Annotated in this window: 23 protein-coding genes and 1 other annotated feature; of the genes, 18 read left to right on the plus strand and 5 right to left on the minus strand. The window is 45.5% G+C overall.

Annotation, left to right across the window (positions count from 1 at the left end; all coding sequences use genetic code 11):
- Positions 1-139 precede the first annotated feature (139 nt).
- Positions 140-1,015, plus strand: coding sequence for a DegV family protein (locus IGI94_RS00070; RefSeq protein WP_008376769.1), 876 nt, complete (start codon positions 140-142; stop codon positions 1,013-1,015).
- A 100-nt stretch (positions 1,016-1,115) separates the two neighbouring features.
- Here IGI94_RS00070 and IGI94_RS00075 read toward each other — a convergent pair whose 3' ends face one another.
- Positions 1,116-2,738, minus strand: a complete 1,623-nt coding sequence (locus tag IGI94_RS00075) for an ABC-F family ATP-binding cassette domain-containing protein (RefSeq protein ID WP_005226380.1) — start codon at positions 2,736-2,738, stop codon at positions 1,116-1,118.
- 208 nt (positions 2,739-2,946) lie between these two features.
- On the opposite strand from IGI94_RS00075, the gene IGI94_RS00080 reads away from it, so the two are divergent.
- Entirely contained in the window at positions 2,947-3,765 is an 819-nt protein-coding gene (locus IGI94_RS00080; RefSeq protein ID WP_005232914.1) for a ZIP family metal transporter, read from the plus strand.
- Between the two features lie 57 nt (positions 3,766-3,822).
- Here the strand turns inward: IGI94_RS00080 and IGI94_RS00085 are convergent, their stop codons facing one another.
- A complete protein-coding gene (locus IGI94_RS00085) occupies positions 3,823-4,026 on the minus strand; it encodes a hypothetical protein (RefSeq protein WP_008376766.1) in 204 nt (67 codons plus the stop codon).
- Positions 4,027-4,177: 151 nt separating this feature from the next.
- Between IGI94_RS00085 and IGI94_RS00090 the strand changes: the two genes are divergently transcribed.
- Positions 4,178-4,579, plus strand: a complete 402-nt coding sequence (locus tag IGI94_RS00090; RefSeq protein ID WP_142437341.1) for a DUF4809 family protein — start codon at positions 4,178-4,180, stop codon at positions 4,577-4,579.
- Positions 4,580-4,685: 106 nt separating this feature from the next.
- Here IGI94_RS00090 and IGI94_RS00095 read toward each other — a convergent pair whose 3' ends face one another.
- Both IGI94_RS00095 and proB read right to left on the minus strand, forming a co-directional pair.
- Entirely contained in the window at positions 4,686-5,930 is a 1,245-nt protein-coding gene (locus IGI94_RS00095; RefSeq protein WP_438899282.1) for a glutamate-5-semialdehyde dehydrogenase, read from the minus strand.
- Entirely contained in the window at positions 5,927-6,742 is an 816-nt protein-coding gene (gene proB, locus IGI94_RS00100) for a glutamate 5-kinase (RefSeq protein ID WP_005226390.1), read from the minus strand. The genes IGI94_RS00095 and proB overlap by 4 nt, the downstream gene beginning before the upstream one ends.
- A gap of 188 nt (positions 6,743-6,930) precedes the next feature.
- On the opposite strand from proB, the gene IGI94_RS00105 reads away from it, so the two are divergent.
- From IGI94_RS00105 to IGI94_RS00160, 12 genes are all read left to right on the plus strand, one after another.
- Positions 6,931-7,461 (plus strand): dUTP diphosphatase, encoded by a 531-nt coding sequence (locus IGI94_RS00105; protein WP_438899283.1) that lies wholly within the window; start codon positions 6,931-6,933, stop codon positions 7,459-7,461.
- Between the two features lie 44 nt (positions 7,462-7,505).
- Positions 7,506-8,876: a DNA repair protein RadA gene (radA, locus tag IGI94_RS00110; protein WP_005226394.1), complete on the plus strand. Its 1,371-nt coding sequence runs from the start codon at positions 7,506-7,508 to the stop codon at positions 8,874-8,876.
- A gap of 163 nt (positions 8,877-9,039) precedes the next feature.
- Positions 9,040-10,179 carry a PIN/TRAM domain-containing protein gene (locus tag IGI94_RS00115; RefSeq protein WP_005232908.1) on the plus strand — a complete coding sequence of 380 codons (1,140 nt, stop codon included), beginning with the start codon at positions 9,040-9,042 and terminating at the stop codon, positions 10,177-10,179.
- A 169-nt stretch (positions 10,180-10,348) separates the two neighbouring features.
- On the plus strand, positions 10,349-11,806 hold the full coding sequence (gene gltX / locus IGI94_RS00120; protein ID WP_005232907.1) for a glutamate--tRNA ligase: 1,458 nt from the start codon (positions 10,349-10,351) through the stop codon (positions 11,804-11,806).
- Positions 11,803-12,001, plus strand: a binding site (T-box leader). Its footprint overlaps the gene before it by 4 nt.
- A gap of 65 nt (positions 12,002-12,066) precedes the next feature.
- Positions 12,067-12,603, plus strand: a complete 537-nt coding sequence (epsC, locus tag IGI94_RS00125) for a serine O-acetyltransferase EpsC (RefSeq protein ID WP_034872105.1) — start codon at positions 12,067-12,069, stop codon at positions 12,601-12,603.
- Complete coding sequence (gene cysS / locus IGI94_RS00130; protein ID WP_005232905.1) at positions 12,596-14,008, plus strand: cysteine--tRNA ligase; 1,413 nt, start codon at positions 12,596-12,598, stop codon at positions 14,006-14,008. Before epsC ends, cysS begins: the two co-directional genes overlap by 8 nt.
- Complete coding sequence (locus tag IGI94_RS00135) at positions 14,005-14,427, plus strand: Mini-ribonuclease 3 (protein WP_005232904.1); 423 nt, start codon at positions 14,005-14,007, stop codon at positions 14,425-14,427. Before cysS ends, IGI94_RS00135 begins: the two co-directional genes overlap by 4 nt.
- Positions 14,393-15,232 (plus strand): 23S rRNA (guanosine(2251)-2'-O)-methyltransferase RlmB, encoded by an 840-nt coding sequence (gene rlmB, locus IGI94_RS00140; RefSeq protein ID WP_005232903.1) that lies wholly within the window; start codon positions 14,393-14,395, stop codon positions 15,230-15,232. Before IGI94_RS00135 ends, rlmB begins: the two co-directional genes overlap by 35 nt.
- Positions 15,229-15,747, plus strand: a complete 519-nt coding sequence (locus IGI94_RS00145; RefSeq protein WP_005232902.1) for an NYN domain-containing protein — start codon at positions 15,229-15,231, stop codon at positions 15,745-15,747. Before rlmB ends, IGI94_RS00145 begins: the two co-directional genes overlap by 4 nt.
- Before the next feature lie 95 nt (positions 15,748-15,842).
- Positions 15,843-16,406, plus strand: a complete 564-nt coding sequence (locus IGI94_RS00150) for a sigma-70 family RNA polymerase sigma factor (protein ID WP_005232901.1) — start codon at positions 15,843-15,845, stop codon at positions 16,404-16,406.
- Between the two features lie 87 nt (positions 16,407-16,493).
- Positions 16,494-16,739 carry a Veg family protein gene (locus IGI94_RS00155; RefSeq protein ID WP_005226417.1) on the plus strand — a complete coding sequence of 82 codons (246 nt, stop codon included), beginning with the start codon at positions 16,494-16,496 and terminating at the stop codon, positions 16,737-16,739.
- A 61-nt stretch (positions 16,740-16,800) separates the two neighbouring features.
- The gene (locus tag IGI94_RS00160; protein WP_086298923.1) at positions 16,801-17,253 is read left to right on the plus strand and encodes a GNAT family N-acetyltransferase; all 453 of its coding nucleotides are present in this window, start codon (positions 16,801-16,803) and stop codon (positions 17,251-17,253) included.
- Positions 17,254-17,349: 96 nt separating this feature from the next.
- Here the strand turns inward: IGI94_RS00160 and mscL are convergent, their stop codons facing one another.
- Positions 17,350-17,796, minus strand: a complete 447-nt coding sequence (mscL, locus tag IGI94_RS00165; RefSeq protein WP_005232898.1) for a large conductance mechanosensitive channel protein MscL — start codon at positions 17,794-17,796, stop codon at positions 17,350-17,352.
- Between the two features lie 161 nt (positions 17,797-17,957).
- On the opposite strand from mscL, the gene yfmF reads away from it, so the two are divergent.
- The 3 genes from yfmF (at position 17,958) to IGI94_RS00180 (ending at position 21,884) form a co-directional block, all read left to right on the plus strand.
- Positions 17,958-19,226: an EF-P 5-aminopentanol modification-associated protein YfmF gene (yfmF, locus tag IGI94_RS00170; protein WP_438899284.1), complete on the plus strand. Its 1,269-nt coding sequence runs from the start codon at positions 17,958-17,960 to the stop codon at positions 19,224-19,226.
- Complete coding sequence (yfmH, locus tag IGI94_RS00175; protein WP_005232896.1) at positions 19,219-20,517, plus strand: EF-P 5-aminopentanol modification-associated protein YfmH; 1,299 nt, start codon at positions 19,219-19,221, stop codon at positions 20,515-20,517. The genes yfmF and yfmH overlap by 8 nt, the downstream gene beginning before the upstream one ends.
- 464 nt (positions 20,518-20,981) lie before the next feature.
- Positions 20,982-21,884, plus strand: coding sequence for a helix-turn-helix domain-containing protein (locus IGI94_RS00180; RefSeq protein ID WP_005232895.1), 903 nt, complete (start codon positions 20,982-20,984; stop codon positions 21,882-21,884).
- Positions 21,885-21,939 lie beyond the last annotated feature (55 nt).

Below are 21,939 nucleotides of genomic sequence, written 5' to 3' on the forward strand. Positions count from 1 at the left end.
CTGACGCGAAAGCATCAGAACAAGACAAAGAACTTCTGTGTCAGAAGCGGTCAACGATAAGTTTGGCTGCTTTTGATGAGAATTTCTTCTGTCTTGTTCTTTTTTTGCTATAATAGGGGGTAACGAGAGGGGTGAAACCATGTTTCAAATCATGACAGATTCCTGCTGTGATTTACCAGCAGCAAGATTAGCGGAGCTAGATGTCGCCTATATTCCAATGCTGATTGAATTAGATGGCAAAGAATATATCGATGATATGGGCAAAGAATTTGATACGGAATGGTTTTTAGGAAAACTAAAAGAGCATGCGCAACCGACGACTTCTCAAATCAATGTCGGACGTTATATGGAATATTTTCGGCCATATGTCGAAGCGGGCACACCGGTCCTTTATTTAGGTTTTTCTTCAGGAATGAGCGGCTCATTCCAAAGTGCCGTCCAAGCCGTAGCCTTACTAAAAGAAGAATACAAAGAAGTCGCGATCACCTTGATCGATACGCGCTCTGCTAGTTTAGGCGAAGGCTTCTTAGTGGCTGAAGCAGCCCAACAAAAAGCCCAAGGGCGTTCGTTGCTGGAAGTCAGCCAATGGGTAGAAGAAAATAAACTGCGTTTAGATTCATGGGTCACCGTCGATGATTTAAAACAATTGGAACGCGGCGGCAGAATCTCTAAAACAGCCGCAGCGATCGGTGGATTGTTGAATGTGAAACCAATCATTACCGTAGATACCGCGGGAAAATTACGTAGCGTTGATCGAGTGCGGGGACGCAACAAAGCGATCCAAAAAATCGTGGATCAAACCATCGCCAATCTTCACGAATCAAAAACCAATACGGTTTATTTTGCCAATGCTGGCGATGCCGAAGCAGCGGAGAAACTCATCAAGCGTTTGACCGAAAAAGTTCCTGACATTATTATTCATCATTATCCATTAGGTCCAACGATCTCCAGTCATACCGGCTACGGCTGCTTGGCGCTGTTTTCATTCGGCAAAGCCCGTTTAGAACAAGCGTAACCTGCCCAACATGCCCGAAGCACCTAGGTAAAATAAAAGAAACGCTCCAGTTGCAGCCTTGGTGGCGGGCAACTGGAGCGTTCTTTTTTTCAAAAGCAGCTTATTGATTCATTTCTGCTACGCGTTTTTGGACATCTTTGTTTTCTAAGAATTCATCGTAGGTCGTTTCGGCACGATCCACCACGCCTTTGCTAGAGACCGCAATGATACGGTTCGCAAGGGTTTGAATAAATTGGTGGTCATGAGAAGCAAACAACAATGAGCCGGTGAAGGCCATCAAACCATCGTTTAATGCGGTGATCGATTCTAAGTCCAAGTGATTGGTTGGATCATCCAACACCAATACGTTGGCTTTTGAAAGCATCATTTTCGACAACATACAGCGAACTTTTTCGCCCCCGGAAAGAACGTTGACGGGTTTTAATACTTCATCACCAGAGAATAACATGCGACCTAGGAAGCTGCGCAAGAAGGTATTGTCGTCTTCTTCTTTGCTTGCGTATTGACGCAGCCAATCAACGATCGGGGTATCCGTATCGAATTCGCTGGTCGTATCTTTTGGCAAGTAGGCATGCTGCGTGGTGACGCCCCAACGAACACTACCTGTATCAGGAGTGATTTCCCCCATGATGACTTTGAATAGCGTCGTGGTGGTGATATCGCTATTGGCAACAAAAGCGACTTTGTCGTCTTTATTCAAGGTGAAAGAGATATTGTCTAAAATCTTTTTGCCGTCGATCGTCACACTGACATTGTCGACTTGCAGCAAGTCATTCCCGATTTCACGTTCTGGTTTAAAACCAACAAACGGATAACGGCGGGACGAAGGTTGAATATCATCAAGGGTGATTTTATCCAACATTTTTTTCCGAGACGTTGCTTGTTTGGATTTTGATGCATTGGCACTAAAGCGTGCGATAAAGTCTTGCAGTTCTTTGATCTGCTCTTCTTTTTTGGCATTTGATTGGGATTGTAATTTCGCCGCTAATTGGCTTGATTCCAACCAGAAATCATAGTTGCCGACAAACAATTTGATTTTGCCGAAGTCTAGATCGGCCATATGGGTACAAACTTTATTTAAGAAGTGGCGGTCATGGGAAACAACGATGACAGTGTTGTCAAAGTTGATTAGAAATTCTTCTAACCAGTTGATAGATTGGATATCCAATCCGTTGGTAGGCTCATCTAGGAGCAAGACGTCTGGCTTACCGAAAAGGGCTTGTGCGAGTAAGACTTTTACCCGTTGACCAGCAGTTAGATCTTTCATCAAGACATGATGCAATTCATCGGGAATGTTCAGGCCTTGCAAAAGAACGGCTGCTTCTGGCTCTGCTTCCCAACCATCAAGTTCCGCAAATTCGCCTTCTAGTTCGGCGGCACGAATCCCATCTTCATCAGAAAAGTCTTCCTTCATGTAGATCGCGTCTTTTTCTTTCATCACTTCGTAGAGACGTTTATGGCCCATGATGACCGTTTCGATCACTGGAAACTCTTCGTAATCATAGTGGTTCTGTTTCAAGACAGCCATCCGTTCATCAGGACCTAAAGAAACGTTCCCGGTCGAAGGTTGGATCTCACCAGATAAAATTTTTAAAAAAGTTGATTTACCAGCACCATTTGCACCAATCAAACCATAACAATTACCAGGCGTAAACTTAATATTAACATCATCAAACAGTTTGCGGTCTGAAAAATGCAAACTTACATCACTTACTGTAATCAATTCTTTTCCTCACTTTATATAAATTGACATGGAGTCTCCTAGCATTATAGCGATGAATGTTGAAACTTTCAAGTAAAGCCGAGGATTTCGTCAGGAAAGGCATAGGCCTGGTGAAAGAAAAATTTTGGCTGCTGCTGCCTTCCTAGTAGAACCTGACGGCTTCCTATGCTAGAGTATTGGTAGAATAGTCAGACAAAGGAGCAGACGAATGGTGGATTGGTTGGTTGGATTGTCGCCATGGCAGCAAGCGCTGGCGGGGACGATCTTTACGTATGGTATGACGGCGCTTGGGGCAGCGCTAGTCTTTTTCTTCAAAGAAATCAATAAAAATGTCCTGAATACAATGCTGGGGTTTGCCTCTGGAGTGATGATCGCCGCTAGTTTCTGGTCGTTATTAGATCCTGCGATCGCACGAGCCGAAGAAAATGGCGACATTCCGTGGCTGGTGGTCAGTATCGGGTTTGGTTTGGGCGGTTTGTTTCTTTATGCAGCAGATAAGACACTCCCACATATGCATTTTGGTCCGAATCATGAAACAGAAGGATTGCCTAGTCATTTGAAGCGAACGATCTTGCTGGTTTTTTCCATCACACTACATAATATCCCGGAAGGCTTGGCGGTAGGGGTAGCGTTTGGGGCGGCGGCTAGTGCTGATGATCCGCGAGCTGCGATCTTAGCAGCACTTTCGGTAGCGATCGGGATCGGGATCCAGAATTTTCCAGAAGGCGCAGCCGTTTCGATCCCCTTGCGCCAAGAAGGGTTAAGCCGAACCAAAGCCTTTATGTATGGGCAAGCATCTGGGATCGTTGAACCGATCGCGGGTGTGATCGGGGCTTTGTTGGTAACGAGTATGTCCGCTGTCTTGCCGTATGCGTTGGCTTTTGCAGCGGGTGCTATGATTTATGTGGTGGTGGAAGAATTGATTCCAGAAGCGCAGCAAACCTTGACGAGTCGCCGCCATTTTGCGGTCTTTGGCGTCATGTTAGGCTTTATTTTAATGATGGTTCTAGATGTCGCATTAGGCTGATTGATAGAAAAAACCACCTGACTGTTGGAAAGTCAGGTGGTTTTGGTTTTCCTGCAATTAACGATAATATTTTCTTGGTTTTTGGCGAATCGAGGTTAACCAGCGAACGATCAAAACGGCCAGCAGTAAAGGAATCCCGAAACGGAAGATCAATCCGATCAACCCACCAACAATGCCTAATACGACAGATAAAACAAGAGATGCTGCGATTAAAACTGCCACGACAGTAACGATTCTTCCTAATAAACTTTCTGTATTCATAGCGACTCCTCCTAGACTTTTTTTCTTATCCTTAGCATAGCAAGAAGGAAGAAGAAAAACATCCAACTTAAGGCGGAATAATTGCTCCGCCGTGGGCCATAGGTTTTGTGATAAACTAAACATGAAGCATTCATGAAAGGAGACGAAACGAATGAACGTAGAAATCCTCACGAGCCAAGTCATCACAGAAGGAGGGTGCAATGCTTGTTTGCCTTATGAACTCAATACCTTCATGCTGCAGCTGCCAGATGGTCGTTGTTTTTCGCTAGAAAACTTGGATGTTGCTTCCTTGGTGATGCCCATCGCCCAAATCAATCAGTGGCAAACTCGCTTATTATTGGAAGAAGACGAAGGGCTGATCTATCGCAAAGGAACACAAGAAGTGATTTTCATAGAAGGCAGCCGCCAGGATATGTTTTCCAGCAAAGGACAGACGATTGCTTGTCCGAAAAAGAGTTGTGAAGCAGACGTTTTTGCCACAACCAATCGGGTGCTGACAGAATTGTTTGGCATCGACCCGCTTTCCTTCGTTTTGCGGGCTGCACAAGCATAAGAAGACGCAAAAACAACCCCTTGCACGGGTGTACCGACCTCCAAAAGTTCGCTTTTGATCGAACTTTTTTGGGGACACTACAGCAGGGGGCTGTTTTTGCATATCGTTACTTACGGATCTGTCCTTCGCCATAAATAATGTATTTGGTGGAAGTCAGTGCTTCTAACCCCATTGGCCCACGGGCATGTAGTTTTTGCGTCGAGATGCCGATCTCGGCACCAAAGCCAAACATAAAGCCATCCGTGAAACGGGTCGAGGCATTGACGTAAACCGCCGCCGCATCAACTTCTTTCAAGAAGCGTTGGGAAGCGAAATAATCATCGGTGATGATCGCTTCAGAGTGCTTCGTATTGTAGCGATTGATGTGAGCAATGGCTTCTTCTAGCGAAGCCACCACTTTGATCGCTAAGATATAGTCTAAAAACTCGGTTGCCCAGTCCTCTTCAGTGGCAAGCTGTGCATTGTTCAAAAACGCCAACGCTTTTTCATCTCCTCGCAATTCGACTTGATCGGCAAATTGCTGTTCTACCATTGGCAAAAATTCCGCTGCCACTGCTTCATGGACGAGGATCGTTTCGATGGCATTGCAGACAGAAGGGCGTTGCGTTTTTGCATTCGTGACGATCGCCAGTGCCATCGGCAGCTGGGCGGCTTGATCGATGTAGATATGATTGTTGCCGGTGCCGGTTTCGATCACTGGTACTGTGGCGGTCTCTTTGACGCGACGAATCAAGCCGGCGCCCCCACGGGGGATCAAAACATCCAAGTAATCCGTCAGACGCATTAGTTCAGCCGCTGTTTCGTGGCTCGTGTCTTCGATAAACTGGATCGCATGGCGGGAGTGTCCATTGGCAGCTAATGCCTCTTGTAAAATAGTCACGAGGACTTGATTGGAGTGGAAGGCTTCTTTTCCACCACGCAAAATCACGGCATTTCCTGATTTGAAACACAGACTAGCGGCGTCAGTGGTGACATTAGGACGAGCTTCGTAGATGATGCCGATGACCCCTAAGGGCACCCGCTGTTGACCAATCAAAAGATCGTCAGCATTGCGCCACATTTTATCCACGGCACCGATTGGATCGGGCAATTGGGCGACTTCTCGGATGCCGTTAGCCATCTCTGTGATCCGTTGTTCTGTCAGCAACAGTCGATCCAGCATCGTTTGGCTGGTTCCTTTGGCTTTTGCGGCAGCTAGGTCTTGTTGATTAGCAGCTAAAATCGTCTCAGTAGCTTTTTCTAAAGCATCGGCCATCGCTGCCAGTAGGTGATTTTTTTCACTGGCACTCAGTAAGCTTAATGTCTGGGTGCTTGCTTGAGCTTGTTGACCGATCGTTTGCAAGTTGCTCATTGCTCATCCTCCGTTCGTTGATAAAAGTGGGTGCCGACAGGTTCCCCTGCGAGCAAGTCAAAAATAATTTTCGGCTGCTTGCCGTTAGCGAGCAGCATGTGACTGTTCAAGTCTAAGATGCGTTGGGCGGCTTTTAGTTTACTGGTCATACCGCCGGTTCCATAAGGACTGCCTTTTCCCGTAGCTTGTTCTAAAAGTTCCGGGGTGATTTCATTGATCTCGGAATACAAAACAGCCTCAGGATCATTTAGCGGATTGGCGGAATAAAAGCCGTCGATATCAGAAAGCATGATCAAAAGCTCGGCTTTCGTCAACTGAGCGACGATCGCTGACAACTGGTCATTATCGCCAAATTTGGTGAGATGGTCCAATTCATCTACTGCCACCGTGTCGTTTTCATTAATGATCGGGATGATCCCCATCGTAAGTAGTTGCTCTAAGGTGTTGCTAACGTTTTGACGGCTTTGGGGAAATTCGATGATGTCTCTGGTCAGCAGGATTTGTGCAGTCTGCTGGCTATAGCTTTGAAAACGCTGGTTGTAGATCGTCATCAGTTCCGATTGGCCAACGGCTGCCACGGCTTGCTGCTGTGGGATCTCCACGGGTCGTTCTTTCAAATTTAACTTGTTCATGCCAACACCGATCGCCCCGGAAGAAACTAAGATGATTTCTTTGCCTTGGTTTTGCAAAGCTGCTAAGACAAAGGCTAATTCATCGATGCCAGCTAGATTGATGGCACCATTGGGATAAATCAACGAGCTGGTGCCGATTTTTACAACGATTCGGTTTTTGTTTGAAAGATCTGCGCGCATATGCCACCGCCTATTTTTTGATATTTTTTCTATTGTACTCGCAAACGGGCGTTTCGTCATGCTCTTTTTTCTTTTTGAGCTATTTTAAACGAAGAAATTGTAAAGACTTTTCGATAAATGTGTTTTCCATGAAGAAAATAGTTCTTCCTATGCTAAAATAGCTATATGTTTTATTATTGGAGGAACCCATGAAATTACGAGGATTTGAAATTATTACATCATATAGAGAAAAAAGCATCACCTTGCCTCAACGTGCCACCCATCATGCGGCTGGTTATGACTTTGAAGCCGCGGAAGAAATCGTGGTGCCAAGCATTTGGAAAGCGGGCGTGATCGATGGGGTCGCGGGCGTGATCGATGGGGTCAAAGCGCTTTTTGCGAAAGAGACCGCAAAACAGTTGAAGCCAACCTTGATTCCCACTGGGATCAAAGCCTATATGGGGGAAGACGAGTATTTGCAGCTGACAAATCGTTCCAGCAATCCTTTGAAACGTTTCTTAGTCTTGACGAATGGTGTCGGCGTCATCGACAGCGATTACTATGACAATCCAGATAATGAAGGGCATATTATGTTCCAGTTTACCAATTTCGGCCCCACAGATGTCGTCATTAAAAAAGGCGAGCGGATCGGCCAAGGAATTTTCTTGCCGTTCTTAAAAGCTGATCAAGATACAACCACTGCCAGCCGAACCGGCGGCTTTGGCTCCTCGAATCAGTAAATCCTGCCTGGGGGTCTGTTTGATAGAAGTAGTGGAGGAGATCAATGGCAAAAAAAGCAAAAAGTCAATTTGTCTGTCAAAATTGCGGGTATAGTTCCCCTAAATATTTAGGAAAATGCCCCAATTGCGGCAGCTGGAATTCAATGGTAGAAGAAGTGATCCAAGAAACCGCTGATCGTCGTGTACGTACGACATTGACGGGGCAAAAGATGCAGCCAACGAAAATTGCCGATGTCGTACCGAAAAAAGAACCGCGGGTCCAAACGAAACTCGCTGAGTTGAATCGCGTCTTAGGCGGCGGCGTGGTCCCAGGTTCCTTAATTTTGATCGGTGGGGATCCCGGGATCGGAAAATCGACGCTACTCTTGCAAGTTTCCCAGCAATTAGCAGCGATCGGCGGAACGGTCTTGTATGTGTCAGGAGAAGAAAGTGCCGAGCAGATCAAAATGCGGGCGCAGCGCTTAGGCGCCATCGACACGGAATTTTATCTCTATGGGGAAACGGACATGTCAGAGATCAGTAAAGCGATCGAAAACATCCGCCCAGATTATGTGATCATCGATTCGATCCAAACCATGACCCAACCGGATATCACCAGTGTGGCAGGCAGTGTCAGCCAAGTGCGAGAAACGACCGCAGAATTGCTGAAAATCGCTAAAACCAATGGCATCGCCATCTTTATCGTTGGCCACGTGACGAAGGAAGGCTCGATCGCAGGACCGCGGATGCTGGAGCACATGGTGGATACCGTCTTGTATTTCGAAGGCGAAAAGCACCACAGCTTTCGGATTTTGCGGGCCGTCAAAAACCGCTTTGGGTCCACTAATGAGATCGGGATTTTTGAAATGGAAGAAGGCGGGTTGAAAGAAGTCGCTAATCCGTCACAAGTCTTTTTGGAAGAACGCTTAGAAGGCGCAACCGGATCGGCGATCGTAGTGGCAATGGAAGGCAGTCGGCCAATCTTGGTGGAGATCCAAGCACTGGTCACGCCAACGATGTTCGGCAATGCCAAACGCACGACGACGGGGCTAGACTTCAACCGGGTCTCGCTGATCATGGCGGTTTTAGAAAAACGGGCAGGTTTGCTGCTGCAAAATCAAGATGCCTACTTAAAAGCAGCCGGCGGGGTCAAATTAAATGAACCCGCGATCGATCTAGCGATCGCTGTTAGTATCGCCTCCAGCTATAAAGAAAAAGGCACCAGCCCGACGGAGTGTTTTATCGGTGAAATTGGCTTGACGGGTGAGATTCGCCGAGTCAATGCGATCGAACAACGGGTCAAAGAGGTGCAGAAACTGGGCTTTACAAAAGTTTATTTGCCTAAAAACAATCTGACTGGTTGGCAGCCGCCAAAAGGCATCGAAGTCGAAGGCGTGTCTACCTTAGCCGAAACCTTACGGAAAGTCTTCCGTTAAAGTGGAGTCACTGCAAGAGCAAGGGGCAATCTCCCTTCCTCTTGCCCTGACGCTGCTGGTTCATTCATTGAACCAACCGACAGCCGCTGACTGGTGGAAGGAGTCAGTTTGGCAGCACGGATTTTTGAACAAAAGAAACCTACTGGAGTATGGAGGAACATGTATGCAGAAACGAGTCATTACCGCACTAATGGTACTTGCCGGAGCAAGTCTAGGGATCTCACTGATGCCCATCGCATGGCAAGCCATTGGGCAAACCCAAAATGAATGGCTGAATAATAACATCACTAATAGTTTGCTTGGAGCCCTTATTTTCTTTTTATTATCTTTACTATTAGCGAAATATATTGCAGCCGGTATTCGCAAAATTGAAGAAAAACTAAGTGAATTGAGCTTAACCTATCTCTTGTTTGGCGCAATTGGTTCGATCATCGGTCTGATGATCGGTGTGATCGTGTCGATTCCTTTTTACAATTGGGATATTCCTTTTATCAACGGGATCGCCCCAATCTTAGTGATGGTCCTGTTAGGGTATCTCGGTTTTCAGATCGGGACGACACGGATCGATGAATGGAAAAAAGTCTTTGCCCCGAAAAACAAAAAGGCAGAGCCTCAAGAGCAAGATGAACAGCAGATGCTAGAAAGAAAAATCGCGGACCATTTCCACAAATACAAAATTTTGGATACCAGCGTGATCATTGATGGCCGGATCTATGATATTGCCAAAACCGGCTTTTTGGAAGGCGTCCTGCTGATCCCGAATTTCGTTTTGTATGAATTGCAATACATCGCAGATTCTGGCGATAGTTTGAAACGGGTCCGGGGCCGTCGCGGCTTGGATATTTTGAATGCTTTGCAAAAAGAAGAAGGCATCGCAGTTGAGATGTACGAAGGCGATTTTGAAGACATTTCCGAAGTCGACAGCAAGCTGATCAAGTTAGCGAAATTGCTGGATGGTGTCGTTGTGACTAATGACTACAACTTAAACAAAGTTTCTGAATTTCAAAATGTGCCGGTCTTGAATATCAATGCGTTGGCCAATGCGGTCAAACCAGTGGTGATTCCAGGAGAAAGCATGCACGTCTTAGTAGTGAAAGCTGGCACGGAGCGGCAGCAAGGGGTCGCTTATCTAGATGACGGGACGATGGTCGTGGTGGAAGATGGCCAGCATTACATGAACGAACACATCGAAGTGATCGTCACCAGCGCCTTGCAAACGGCAGCTGGGCGGATGATTTTTGCCAAACCAGCCCATTCTGGTCGCGGCATCGACAACAAAGAAGGATCAAAATCAGAGAAATAATCCTCGGCAGCTGGCGTAAAATATGCCAGCTGCCTTTACTAATTGGGTTATTGATTGTACAATTCAACTTGAGGGTTCTGTTTTTTACGCGGGTCTTTCCCACTAAACTGAACAATAAGCCCCAAGCAGCTTGGCTGGCTTGGAAATCAGATGAAGGAAGAGGAAAACAATGACAAAAGTACGTGTACGTTACGCGCCAAGTCCAACAGGACATTTACACATCGGGAATGCTCGGACGGCTTTATTCAATTATTTGTTTGCTCGTCACAATGACGGTGAATTTATTATCCGAATCGAAGACACCGATCAAAAAAGAAACATTGAAGATGGTGAAAAAAGCCAGCTTGAAAACTTGCAATGGTTAGGGATGGATTGGGACGAATCACCTGAAAATCCAGGGGAATATGGGCCGTATCGTCAATCAGAACGCGGCGATATCTACCAACCACTGATCGATCAATTGCTTGCAAGCAATCGTGCGTATAAGTGTTATTGTACGGAAGAAGAGTTGGAAGCCGAACGCGAAGGCCAAAGAACGCGTGGCGAAATGCCTCATTATGCAGGGAAATGTGCCAACTTAACACCGGAAGAGCAAGCCGAAAAAGAAGCACAAGGCTTGAAACCAGTGATTCGTTTCCGTGTCTCTCGCAATACTGAATACAAATTCCATGACATGGTCAAAGGCGAGATCGTTTTTGAATCAGATAATGTCGGTGGCGATTTTGTCATCCAAAAACGTGATGGCATGCCGACCTACAACTTTGCAGTAGCAGTGGATGACCATCATATGAAAATCACCCATGTGTTGCGTGGAGATGACCACATCGCCAACACACCAAAACAGTTGATGATCTATGAAGCATTTGGCTGGCAAGCACCGGAATTCGGTCACATGACGTTAATCATCAATAGCGAAACTGGGAAAAAATTAAGCAAACGGGACGAATCGATTCTGCAATTCATCGAGCAATACCGTGAATTGGGCTATTTGCCAGATGCTATGTTCAACTTTATTGCACTTTTAGGCTGGTCACCAGTTGGGGAGGAAGAAATTTTCTCTCAAGAAGAATTGATCAAAATCTTTGATCCTGAACGGTTGAGCAAATCACCAGCTGCCTTCGATGCCAAGAAATTGGAATGGGTCAATAACCAATACATGAAACAAATGGATTTGGATGAATTGACGGCAATGTGCGTTCCTTACTTGGTAAAAGCTGGCCGCATCGAAGAAACATTGACCGAAGAAAAAGCTGCTTGGTTGAAAAAAATCGTATCCTTGTATCAACCACAAATGAGTTTTGCGGCTCAAATCGTCGATCTTTCGGAATTGTTCTTCGAAGAACATCCTGAATTAGATGATGCAGCCAAAGAAGTCTTGGCAGGGGAAACCGTACCGACGGTTTTAACAGCATTTAAAGAAAAATTGCTGGCGATGCCAGTCGTTGAAGCTGCAGCAGTCAAAGCAGCTATCAAGGAGATCCAAAAAGAAACAGGCATCAAAGGCAAGAATTTATTCATGCCGATCCGAGTGGCAGTCTCAGGCCAAACCCATGGACCAGAACTACCGGATACCGTTGAATTATTAGGGAAAGAAAAAGCCCTTGATCATTTGAATAACGTGTTATAAACACAGCGAATAGACGAAGTACTAGCCGATTTTTTTCAGAGAGGCCACGGAAGGTGAGAGTGGTCAAAAAAGGCTAGGAAATGCACCTAGGAGTGGCTTTGGCGCAAGTCAAAGACGAAGCAGCGGACGTTACCCGCTTGAAGGCAGTGCCGAACTGCGAACAAAAGTGGGACCACGCAAAAAAGCGTCTTTTGAATAAGGAAACTTATTTGAAAGACGCTTTTTTCGTATCAAGAAGTTTGGATAAAGCAGGTGAGAAGATGACTTGGTTCAAAAAAGCAATTGCGGCAACAAAAAAACACGATCCGTCGGTGCGATCAACGTTGGAGATCATCATCACGTATCCGGGATTCCATGCCTTATTTTGGCATCGTTGGGCGCACTTTTTGTTTCAGCATCGCTGGTATTTTTTGGCAAAACTGACGGCCCAGTTTTGGCGTTTCTTGACCGGGATCGAGATTCATCCTGGTGCCCAGATCGGTCAAGGGGTCTTTATCGATCATGGGATGGGGGTCGTGATTGGGGAAACGGCGATCATTGAAGATGATGTCGTCTTGTTTCACGGAGTCACCCTGGGGGGAACCGGCAAAGAGCGGGGCAAGCGTCATCCCACGGTTAAAACCGGTGCGTTTCTCTCAGCCCATGCGCAGATCTTAGGTCCTGTCACGATCGGTGAATATGCAAAGATCGGCGCCAATGCAGTGGTTTTGAAGGATATCCCCGCAGAAGCAACTGCTGTCGGCATCCCGGCAAAGATCGTTCGAATCAAAGGAAAGAAGGTTACCCACGATGATTAAAATCTATAATACGCTGACACGAGAAAAAGAAGTGTTTCAGCCATTGGAAGAAAAGAAAGTAAAAATGTATGTTTGCGGACCCACCGTCTATAACTATATCCATATCGGGAATGGCCGCAGTACTGTTTCATTTGATACCGTACGTCGTTATTTCGAATACCGCGGCTATACAGTGGACTATTTGATGAATTTTACCGATGTCGATGATAAAATCATTCGTGCAGCAAAAGAATTAGGTACGACGGCCCCAGAAGTGGCAGAGCGTTTTATCAACGCCTTCAATGAAGATACTGCAGCGCTGAATGTCAAACCTGCTACGATGAATCCTCGTGTGATGGATCATATTGAAGACATCATTGCCTTTATTGCTGCTCTTGTAGAAAAAGGCTATGCCTATCCAGTCAATGGCGATGTTTATTACCGTACCCGTAAATTTGCTCACTATGGGCAATTAAGCGACCAATCCATCGACGAGCTGGAAGTCGGCGCAAGCCAGCGAACCGGTGAAGAACAAAAAATCAAGGAAGATCCGTTGGATTTTGCTTTGTGGAAAGCGGCAAAAGGCGATGAGATCGCTTGGGAATCTCCTTGGGGAGCCGGCCGTCCCGGCTGGCATATCGAATGCTCAGTGATGGCGACCAAACACCTAGGCGAGACCATCGATATTCATGGAGGCGGACAAGACTTGACCTTCCCTCATCATGAAAATGAGATCGCCCAAAGCGAGGCAAAAACCGGCAAGACCTTTGCCAACTATTGGATGCATAATGGCTATGTGACGATCGGTGAAGACGAAGAAAAAATGAGTAAGTCGCTGGGCAACTTCGTCACGGTGCATGAGATGGTCAAAAAAGTTGATCCACAGGTGCTGCGTTTCTTTTTGGCAACGACTCAGTACCGCCGACCAATCAAATACAGCGAGACTACCTTGCATGAAGCACAAACCAATCTGCAAAAATTGCGTACGACCTATGAAAATGCCAAATTCCGCTTGAATAGCAGTCATTATCAAGCCAGCGATGAGGAAGTCAATGCACCGGTTCTGGAAGAATTTGAAGAACGTTTCATCAAAGAAATGGACGATGATTTCAACGCGGCTAATGGGATCACAGTGGTCTATGAATTGGCGAAGTGGCTGAACTTAGCTAGCGAAGACCCAGAAACAGACTTGGCTTTATTAACCGCTGGATTAGCCAAGTTCAGCGAATGGCTGACGATTTTCGGGATTTATTTTGTATCAGAAGAATTGCTAGATGAAGAAATCGAACAGCTGATTAATGAACGAATCGCCGCTCGCAAAGCCAAAGATTTTGCCCGCAGCGACCAAATCCGTGATGAGTTGAAAGAACAAGGGATCATCTTAGAAGATACCCCGCAAGGAACCCGATGGAGACGAGAAGTATGAGAGATTATAAACAATTGAATGGTTTGGCATTGGCCTATGTGGGGGATGCGGTCTATGAAGTCTATATTCGCGATTATTTAGTCGCCCAAGGCCAAACCCGACCAAACCAACTGCACCATATGGCGACCCACTATGTATCTGCCAAAGCCCAAGCGGCGTTGATCCAAAAGATGTTGGATGAAGAGATCCTGACCGAAGAAGAACATGATTTTTATCGCCGCGGCCGTAATAGTAAAAGTCATACGGGTGCCAAAAATGCCGATGTCACGACGTATCGCATCGCTACTGGCTTTGAATCGCTGATCGGGTATTTGCACCTCACGCAGCAAAAAGAACGCTTAGACGAGCTGGTAGACTGGTGTATAAAGAAAGTAGGAGAAGAAGATGCGAGAAAAACCGCAAAGAAAGCGTCCAAATAAAAAAACAGCTGGCCAATCAGAAGCCAGAAAAGAAAATAGACCGGATCGCCGCAAAGAAGCCGAGGGAGAAGCCATCGAAGATAATTTTGTCTTTGGCTATCATGCGGTTGCTGAAGCCTTGAAAGAAGGGCGAGGCAACAAGCTGTTTCTTTCTGAAGAGGCAAGGGGAGAAAAGATCGATCGTCTGAAAGAAATGGCACGGGAACAGGCAGTTCCTGTCAAATGGGTGCCAAAACAAAAGCTGGATACGATGAGTGACCAAGGGGTCCATCAAGGCATGATCTTGGCGATCACCCCTTACCAGTATTTGACCTTGGATGAATTGTTGGCCCAAACGAAAGAACAGCCGCTGTATCTGATTTTAGATAATCTAGAAGATCCCCATAATTTCGGCTCCATCATGCGAACCGCTGATGCCAGCGGCGTAGACGGGATCATCATTCCGAAACACCGTGCGGTGGGGATTACGCCGATCGTGGTGAAAACATCGACCGGCGCAGTGGAACATATCCCTGTGGCTCGAGTGACCAACTTGACCCAAGCGGTCCAGCAGCTAAAAAAAGCTGGTTTTTGGATCTTCGGTACTGATATGAGTGGCAGTGATTACCGTACATGGAATGCCCAAGGGGCGGTCGGTTTGATCATCGGTAACGAAGGTCGCGGCATGGGGGAAGGTTTGAAAAAAGAAGTGGATCAAATGCTGACGATCCCAATGACCGGGCACGTGCAGAGCTTGAACGCCAGTGTGGCGGCAGGCTTGTTGATGTATCAGGCCTTTACTAGCCGAAATGGGGCATCCCAATGAAAACCCCTTTGCTGATCGTGGATGGCTACAATATGATTGGCGCTTGGCCGGAGCTGGTTCTTTTGAAAAATCAGGACCGTTTAGAAGATGCGAGAGAAGCTTTGCTGAACCGGCTATCGAATTATGCAAAATATGAAGGCTTGAGAATCATCGTTGTTTTTGATGCCCAACTGGTGCCTGGTGTGACACAAAGTTACACCAAATATCAGCTGGAAGTTATTTTTACCGAAGAAGGAGAGACCGCCGACAGCTACATTGAACGAATCGCTGGTGAGTTAAACAATCGATTGACGCAAGTCACCGTCGCTACCAGCGATTTAGCCGAACAGTGGGTGATCTTCTCTCAAGGTGCCTTACGAACTTCGGCACGGGAATTGTACAAAAGCGTGGAAAAAACGGAAAAAGACATCCACGAGCATCAAACCGATTTGCGGTTTGAAAATTTCCGGCGCAATTCCCCTTGGTCACCGGAACAATTAGCTGAACTTGAAAAGAAATTGCGCGACCTTAGTTAGGGACAAAGTTGGTCTGGTAAATTAGAAGATGTCCCAGCCATTTATGATACGCTCCTTTTGTAGCAAATGAAGCAAAAACAAAAGGAGTGATATCGATGCGCAGGGAAGAAGGACAAGTATCACACCCTTCTGATAGATTTGAAGAGTTGTTCAGAAAATATCGACCGATCGTTGAGATTTTGCATAAAAAATATTATCTGCGGGATTATGACTTAGATGATTGGCTGCAAGAAGGCCGGATCGTTTTTAATAAGTGTCTAAAGACTTACGATCAGGACAAAGGAACGACGCTGGGTATCTTGTTTAAGCGATCCTTTGAAAACCGTATCTGCAGCTTGTTGCGGGCGCAGCATGCCCAAAAACGCAAAGCCCAAGTCGATGCCTGCTCGCTGGAAGAAAAGCTTTCACAAGAAGGCAATCGGTTTTTGACCGATCATAATCGCTGTGCGGAAACTGCAGAGACCTATTTGTTTGTTAATGAATCGTTGGTAGAGTATCCGAAAAGTTTATCGTCTTTAGAAAGAATGGTTATAATGAATTATTTAAAAGGATTAGAACTTGATCAGATTGCGGCTCAAGAAAAGCTGTCTTACGAAAAAATAAAAAGCGCTTTCAGCCGCGGTAGGACAAAATTGATAGCGCTTATCAAAGACGTTTAACAAAAATCTTATTGAAAGTAGAATTATTTTATGGTAAACTTGAAATTTTCTGCATTTCGTGGTATAATGATGCTCGAGGTGAATGCGATGCCAACAACTTTAGCTACAATCAAGAAAGATTTAGAAGGCCGTATCGGTAGTGAGATTATGCTAGTTGCTCAGACTGGACGTAAGCGTCAAACTGAACGTCGCGGCGTTTTGACAGAAACTTATCCTTCAGTTTTTGTTGTAGATTTGGATCCAAACGAGAATTCATTCGAGCGGGTTTCTTATAGTTATTCAGATATTTTAACCAGAACTGTTGAGATTGAATTTTTATCGGAAGCTGTTTGAAACAAAAAGAGTTGACACTTTGTTGACTCTTTTTTGGTTCAACAAGATAAGGAGTGATGGGATGGCGTTTTTTCTAAAAGAGTTAGGGGAAATGACTGGGGTGGAGTTTTATCAACTTGCCCGTTTGCGCACAGCAGTTTTTGTGGTGGAACAAGCGTGTGCGTATCAGGAGATCGATGTGATCGATGCACAGGCCAAACATTTATGGGCCCTTGATGAGGACGGGCAGGTCGTTTCATACGCCCGTATTTTCCAGCAGGAACAAACGGTGCATTTTGGTCGGGTCATTGTGGCACCGGCATACCGGGGGCAAAAAGAAGGCCATCGTCTGATCAAAGAAGTTTTGCATCGCATTGAGCAGTGTTATCCGGCTTTGCCTATTGAGATCGAAGCACAAGCCCACTTAGAAAAATTCTACGGCCAGTATGGCTTTAAAACCATTACACCGCCTTTTTATGAAGACGGGATCCTGCATGTCGGGATGAAAAAAGAAGCAAGCACAGCGACTCTCTAGAGAGGTTCGCCGTGCTTGCTTCTTTTAGCGCTATGATTGATGGATCGGATGAATCCGAATTGCTTCTTTTGTCCTTAATGACAAAGAGCCGGTTTCTTATCTGATCGTATCGTCCAATGATGTTGGACGTGGATCAACGGTGTTGGCAGTAGGCGTTTGCGCTTTTAAAAGATCACGAATCTCTTCTAAATAATCCTCTGCAGTGATTTCTGGTACTTCGTCTTCCTCAGGTTGTTGTTTCAGATTGCGTAATTTGTTCACTGCTTTGACAATCAAGAACAAGACAAATGCGGTAATCAAGAACGTAATAATGGCAGTGATGACGCGGCCAAAATCAAAGACTACATTTTTGGCGGGTTCAAAGACCAAGCCAGAAAAGGCATCGGCGTTACCGAAGAGTGATAAGATCCATGAAACCAATGGTGTCAGCAATCCTTCAACTAAACTAGTGACGATTGCGGTGAAGGCACTCCCGATCACGACCCCGATCGCCAAGTCAATGACGTTTCCTCGTAAAATAAATTCTTTAAATTCTTTAATCATCCTGTATCCTCCCTTCTAAATCTTACTGACAGTATAGCGAAAAATGCAAGATTTATAAAAAAAAACGCTCGCTGCAGCAGGTTTGATCAATGAGCCAAGGAGAAAGTTTGTCAGCTATGCTATAATTGAAGAGATAATTTTGCTTCTAGAAGGGGTGTCACATGTCTATTGAATTAAAAAAAGGTGTTCGGTTAACGGTGCTGCCGACCAAAAAGTTTAAAACGATCCGTTTTTTCGTTCGGTTCACTGCACCATTGCAGGCCGAAATGACCGCCAAACGGACTTTATTGACTAGTTTATTAGAAACGACTAGTTTGGCTTATCCGACGCAGACCGCATTTAGCAGTCAACTGGCGGAGCTTTACGGTGCCAGCTTTGGAATGAATGTCAACAAACGGGGCAATCTGCATCAAATCAATGCAGCGATGTCCTTTGTCAACGGGAAGTATGTGTCAGATGAAGCAGTCTTGCCGCAAGCAGCCGCTTTTTTAGCAGAAGTTTTGTTCCATCCGAATGCCCACGAGGAGCAATTTGAGGAAAAGAACTTTACCATCGAAAAGCACAACTTGATCGCCTATATGAACAGCGTGGCAGAAGATAAGCAAGCATTGGCTTCTTTAGGGCTGCAAGAGTTGTATTTCGAAAACGATCAGAATCAGAAGTATCCGAGCTTTGGCCGTCCCCAAGACTTAGAAGCTGTGACCGCAAAAGAGCTTTACCAAACCTATCGCTCAATGATGGACAATGACCAAATCGATCTTTTTGTGATCGGCGATGTGGTTGAAGCAGAAGTCGCGGAGATTTTCCAGAACATGGCCTTTACCGATCGGCCAGACCAAGCAATACCGGTCTTTTATCAGCAAGCGGCGGAAAATATCATTCGCGAGAAAATCTTGCGGGAACCAATCATTCAAGCCAAATTGAACTTAGGCTATCATACTGGCGTGTATTATGACCAAGCCGAGCGGATCGCCTTTATGGTCTTCAACGGGTTGTTTGGCGGATTCCCTCATTCAAAACTGTTTATGAATGTCCGAGAGAAAGAAAGTTTGGCTTATTATGCTTCCAGCAGTATCGATACGTTTCGCGGGTACTTGTCGGTCCAAACAGGAATCGACGGCAAAAACCGCGACAAGGTCTTCAAATTGATCGAACAACAGCTGCAAAGCTTGCAGCGTGGCGAAGTCACAGCGGAAGAACTGGCACAAACAAAAGCGATGTTGAAAAACCAGTACTTGCTTTCGTTGGATAACCCACAAGCACTGATCGAAACAGCCTATCTGAATCAGTGGGTACCGAATACGAAAATGACGGAAGATGAATTTATGCAGAAATTGGCTCAAGTGACCGTAGCAGATGTCCAAGCATTGGCCAAAAACGTGTCCTTGCAAGCTGTATTCTTCCTGGATAAGGAGACGACCCATGAATAAAAAAGTCTATCAGCAAATCAATGAGACCCTTTATGAAGAAGTATTGCCAAACGGCTTGAAAGTTTATTTGCTGCCAAAAGCCGATTTCCATAAAACTTACGGACTTTTCAGTACGAACTATGGCTCTGTCGACAATCATTTCGGGTTTTCACCCGAAGCATTGCATCAAGTTCCAGATGGCATTGCCCATTTTCTAGAGCACAAACTGTTTGAAAAAGAAGACGGCGATGTCTTTCAAACCTTTGGTCAGCAGGGGGCTTCTGCCAATGCCTTTACCAGTTTCACGAAAACCAGCTACCTTTTTTCGGCAACCGATCAAATCAAGCTGAACCTTGAAACGTTGATCGATTTCGTTCAAGCCCCGTATTTCACAGAAGAAACCGTCGAAAAAGAAAAAGGGATCATTGGCCAAGAAATCCAAATGTATGATGACGATCCGAACTGGCAGCAGTTTTTCGGCATCATCAAAAATTTGTATCCGAAGCACCCCCTGCATATCGATATCGCTGGTACGGTGGAAAGCATTGCGCAGATCACCGCAGAAGACTTGTATCTTTGCTACAATACCTTCTATCACCCAAGCAACATGACACTTTTTGTGGTAGGCAACATCGATCCGGAAGAAACGATGGCGTGGATTCGGACCAATCAAGCGGCCAAGACCTTTCCAGAAACGCAAGCGATCATTCGCCAGTTTCCTGAAGAAACCTTTGCCGATATTCAAGCAGAATCAAGCCTTACCATGCCAGTGACACGTGCTAAAGGCGTGTTAGGGATCAAAGGGGACTTGAACAAACTGCCGGAATCAGGAAGAGAGCTCTTACGCTTCAAAAATGCGTTGAACCTTTTCTGCCAATTGGTTTTAGGCAATACTTCCGCCAATTATTTGCGTCTGTATGATCAAGGCATCATCGATGACACGTTTGGATTTGAAGTGAACTTGGATCGCGGCTTTTACTTTGCCGATTTCTCGGGGGATTCTGAAGAGCCAAAAGAAATGTTGGCAGAGATCGAAGCGATCTTAATGAATTTCCAGCACGACCCAGAGATTAATGAAGAAAACTTGACGTTATTGAAGAAGAAAATGCTAGGGAAATATTTCCAATCACTGAACTCATTGGAGTTTATTGCAAACCAGTTTACCCAAAGCTTATTCGGTGAAACGACGCTCTTTGATCTACCGGAGGTGATCCAATCGATCACTTTGGAAGATGTTCAGCAAGCGGCTCGTTCCTTTATCGATCCTAAAGCGTTTAGCCGTTTTTACATGTATCCAACGGAAAAAGCCTAAGCGAAGGCTGGTTTTGTCAAACAGCTGTCATTTAAGCGACACTGAATGATTCAAGGAGGAAGGCCCAACAGCTCAAGGGCTTCCCAACTCCTAGATCATTCAGTGTTTTCTTTTTGCGTCAAAGGGTGGTTTTTTCTTGCATTTTGATGCCAATTTGGCGAAAAGTATTAAAATTTGTTTGCGAGTTGTGGTTAGGCTATCCTCAGACTTTTTCTTTTATGGTATTCTTTAATTATTGAAGCAAAATCTTTTTTTGTTTTTTTGCAAAAAATCACGGAAAAAATGTTATATTTAGTAGACGGCGCGCCCAGATGGAAATCGGCGTGACGGAGTTTTTTTTATTGACTGATACAGGGAACCCCTGTTTTAAAATGATAGAGCAGCTTTGCTGACCTTACGACAAGCAGCGCAGCGATTTTAGGGCTTTTTTTAAAGATGAATAAAAGACTGGAGTAGATGATCGAGTGGCCAACGAAACAACGATTGGAGCAAAATTACGGCAAGCCCGTTTAGATAAGAACATTTCATTGATTGAATTACAACAAATGACAAAGATCCAAAAACGCTATTTAGAAGCAATTGAAGCGGAGCGTTTTGATCAATTGCCAGGCACTTTTTATGTCCGCGCGTTTATTCGCCAATATGCAGCAGCGGTTGGAGAAGACGGCGACAAATTGGTGGCCGTTTTTGATGGCAAAGATACGTTAGACGCCCCCTTACCAAAAAGACCGCAGCCTGAAACCGTCAGCGGCTCACGAAAAGCACAGCACGTAGAAGAAAAAAGCGGCTCATTTGTCGTCCGCTATTTGCCGATGATTCTATTAGGCCTGGTTGCCATTACGATCGTGAGTATCGTGGGCTACATGGCTTGGCAAGACCGTAATACAACACCGATGATCCAAGGGAGTTCTTCTCTCGTGGTAGAAAATTCGGCGTCTACAGCTTCCACCACGACAAGTACGGAAGAAACCAGTACTTCGAGTGAAGCGACGGAGTCCTCAAGTACGACGGAATCCAGCGAAGCGAAAATGACGATGACGGCTAGCGATTCCACGCAATCCTCGATCACGATCACGATGAAAGATGCGGAAAACCCTATTGAATTGGCATTTACTGGGCTAGATGCTTCTTGTTGGGTCGGTGTACAAGTTGACAATGCTTATGTGTACCAATACACTCTACAAGCAGGGGAAACGCAATCAATGACGCTGCCAGAAGGCGCCACGAATGCGACTTTGACCCTGGGAGCAAGCCAAAATATCTCCATCAAGGCCAATGGACAGGAAGTGGACTTTTCTGATCCGCAATTTGAATTGTTACAAAAGACGGTCCGTCTCGTGATTGAATACCAAGACGATGCGGCATAAATCTGACAAATGCGCCTTATTGAGGTATCATTAGCTAAAAAGTTATCTGTTGCAC

The organism is Enterococcus sp. AZ149 (genome assembly GCF_051714285.1).
GTDB classification, from domain to species: domain Bacteria; phylum Bacillota; class Bacilli; order Lactobacillales; family Enterococcaceae; genus Enterococcus_D; species Enterococcus_D entomosocium.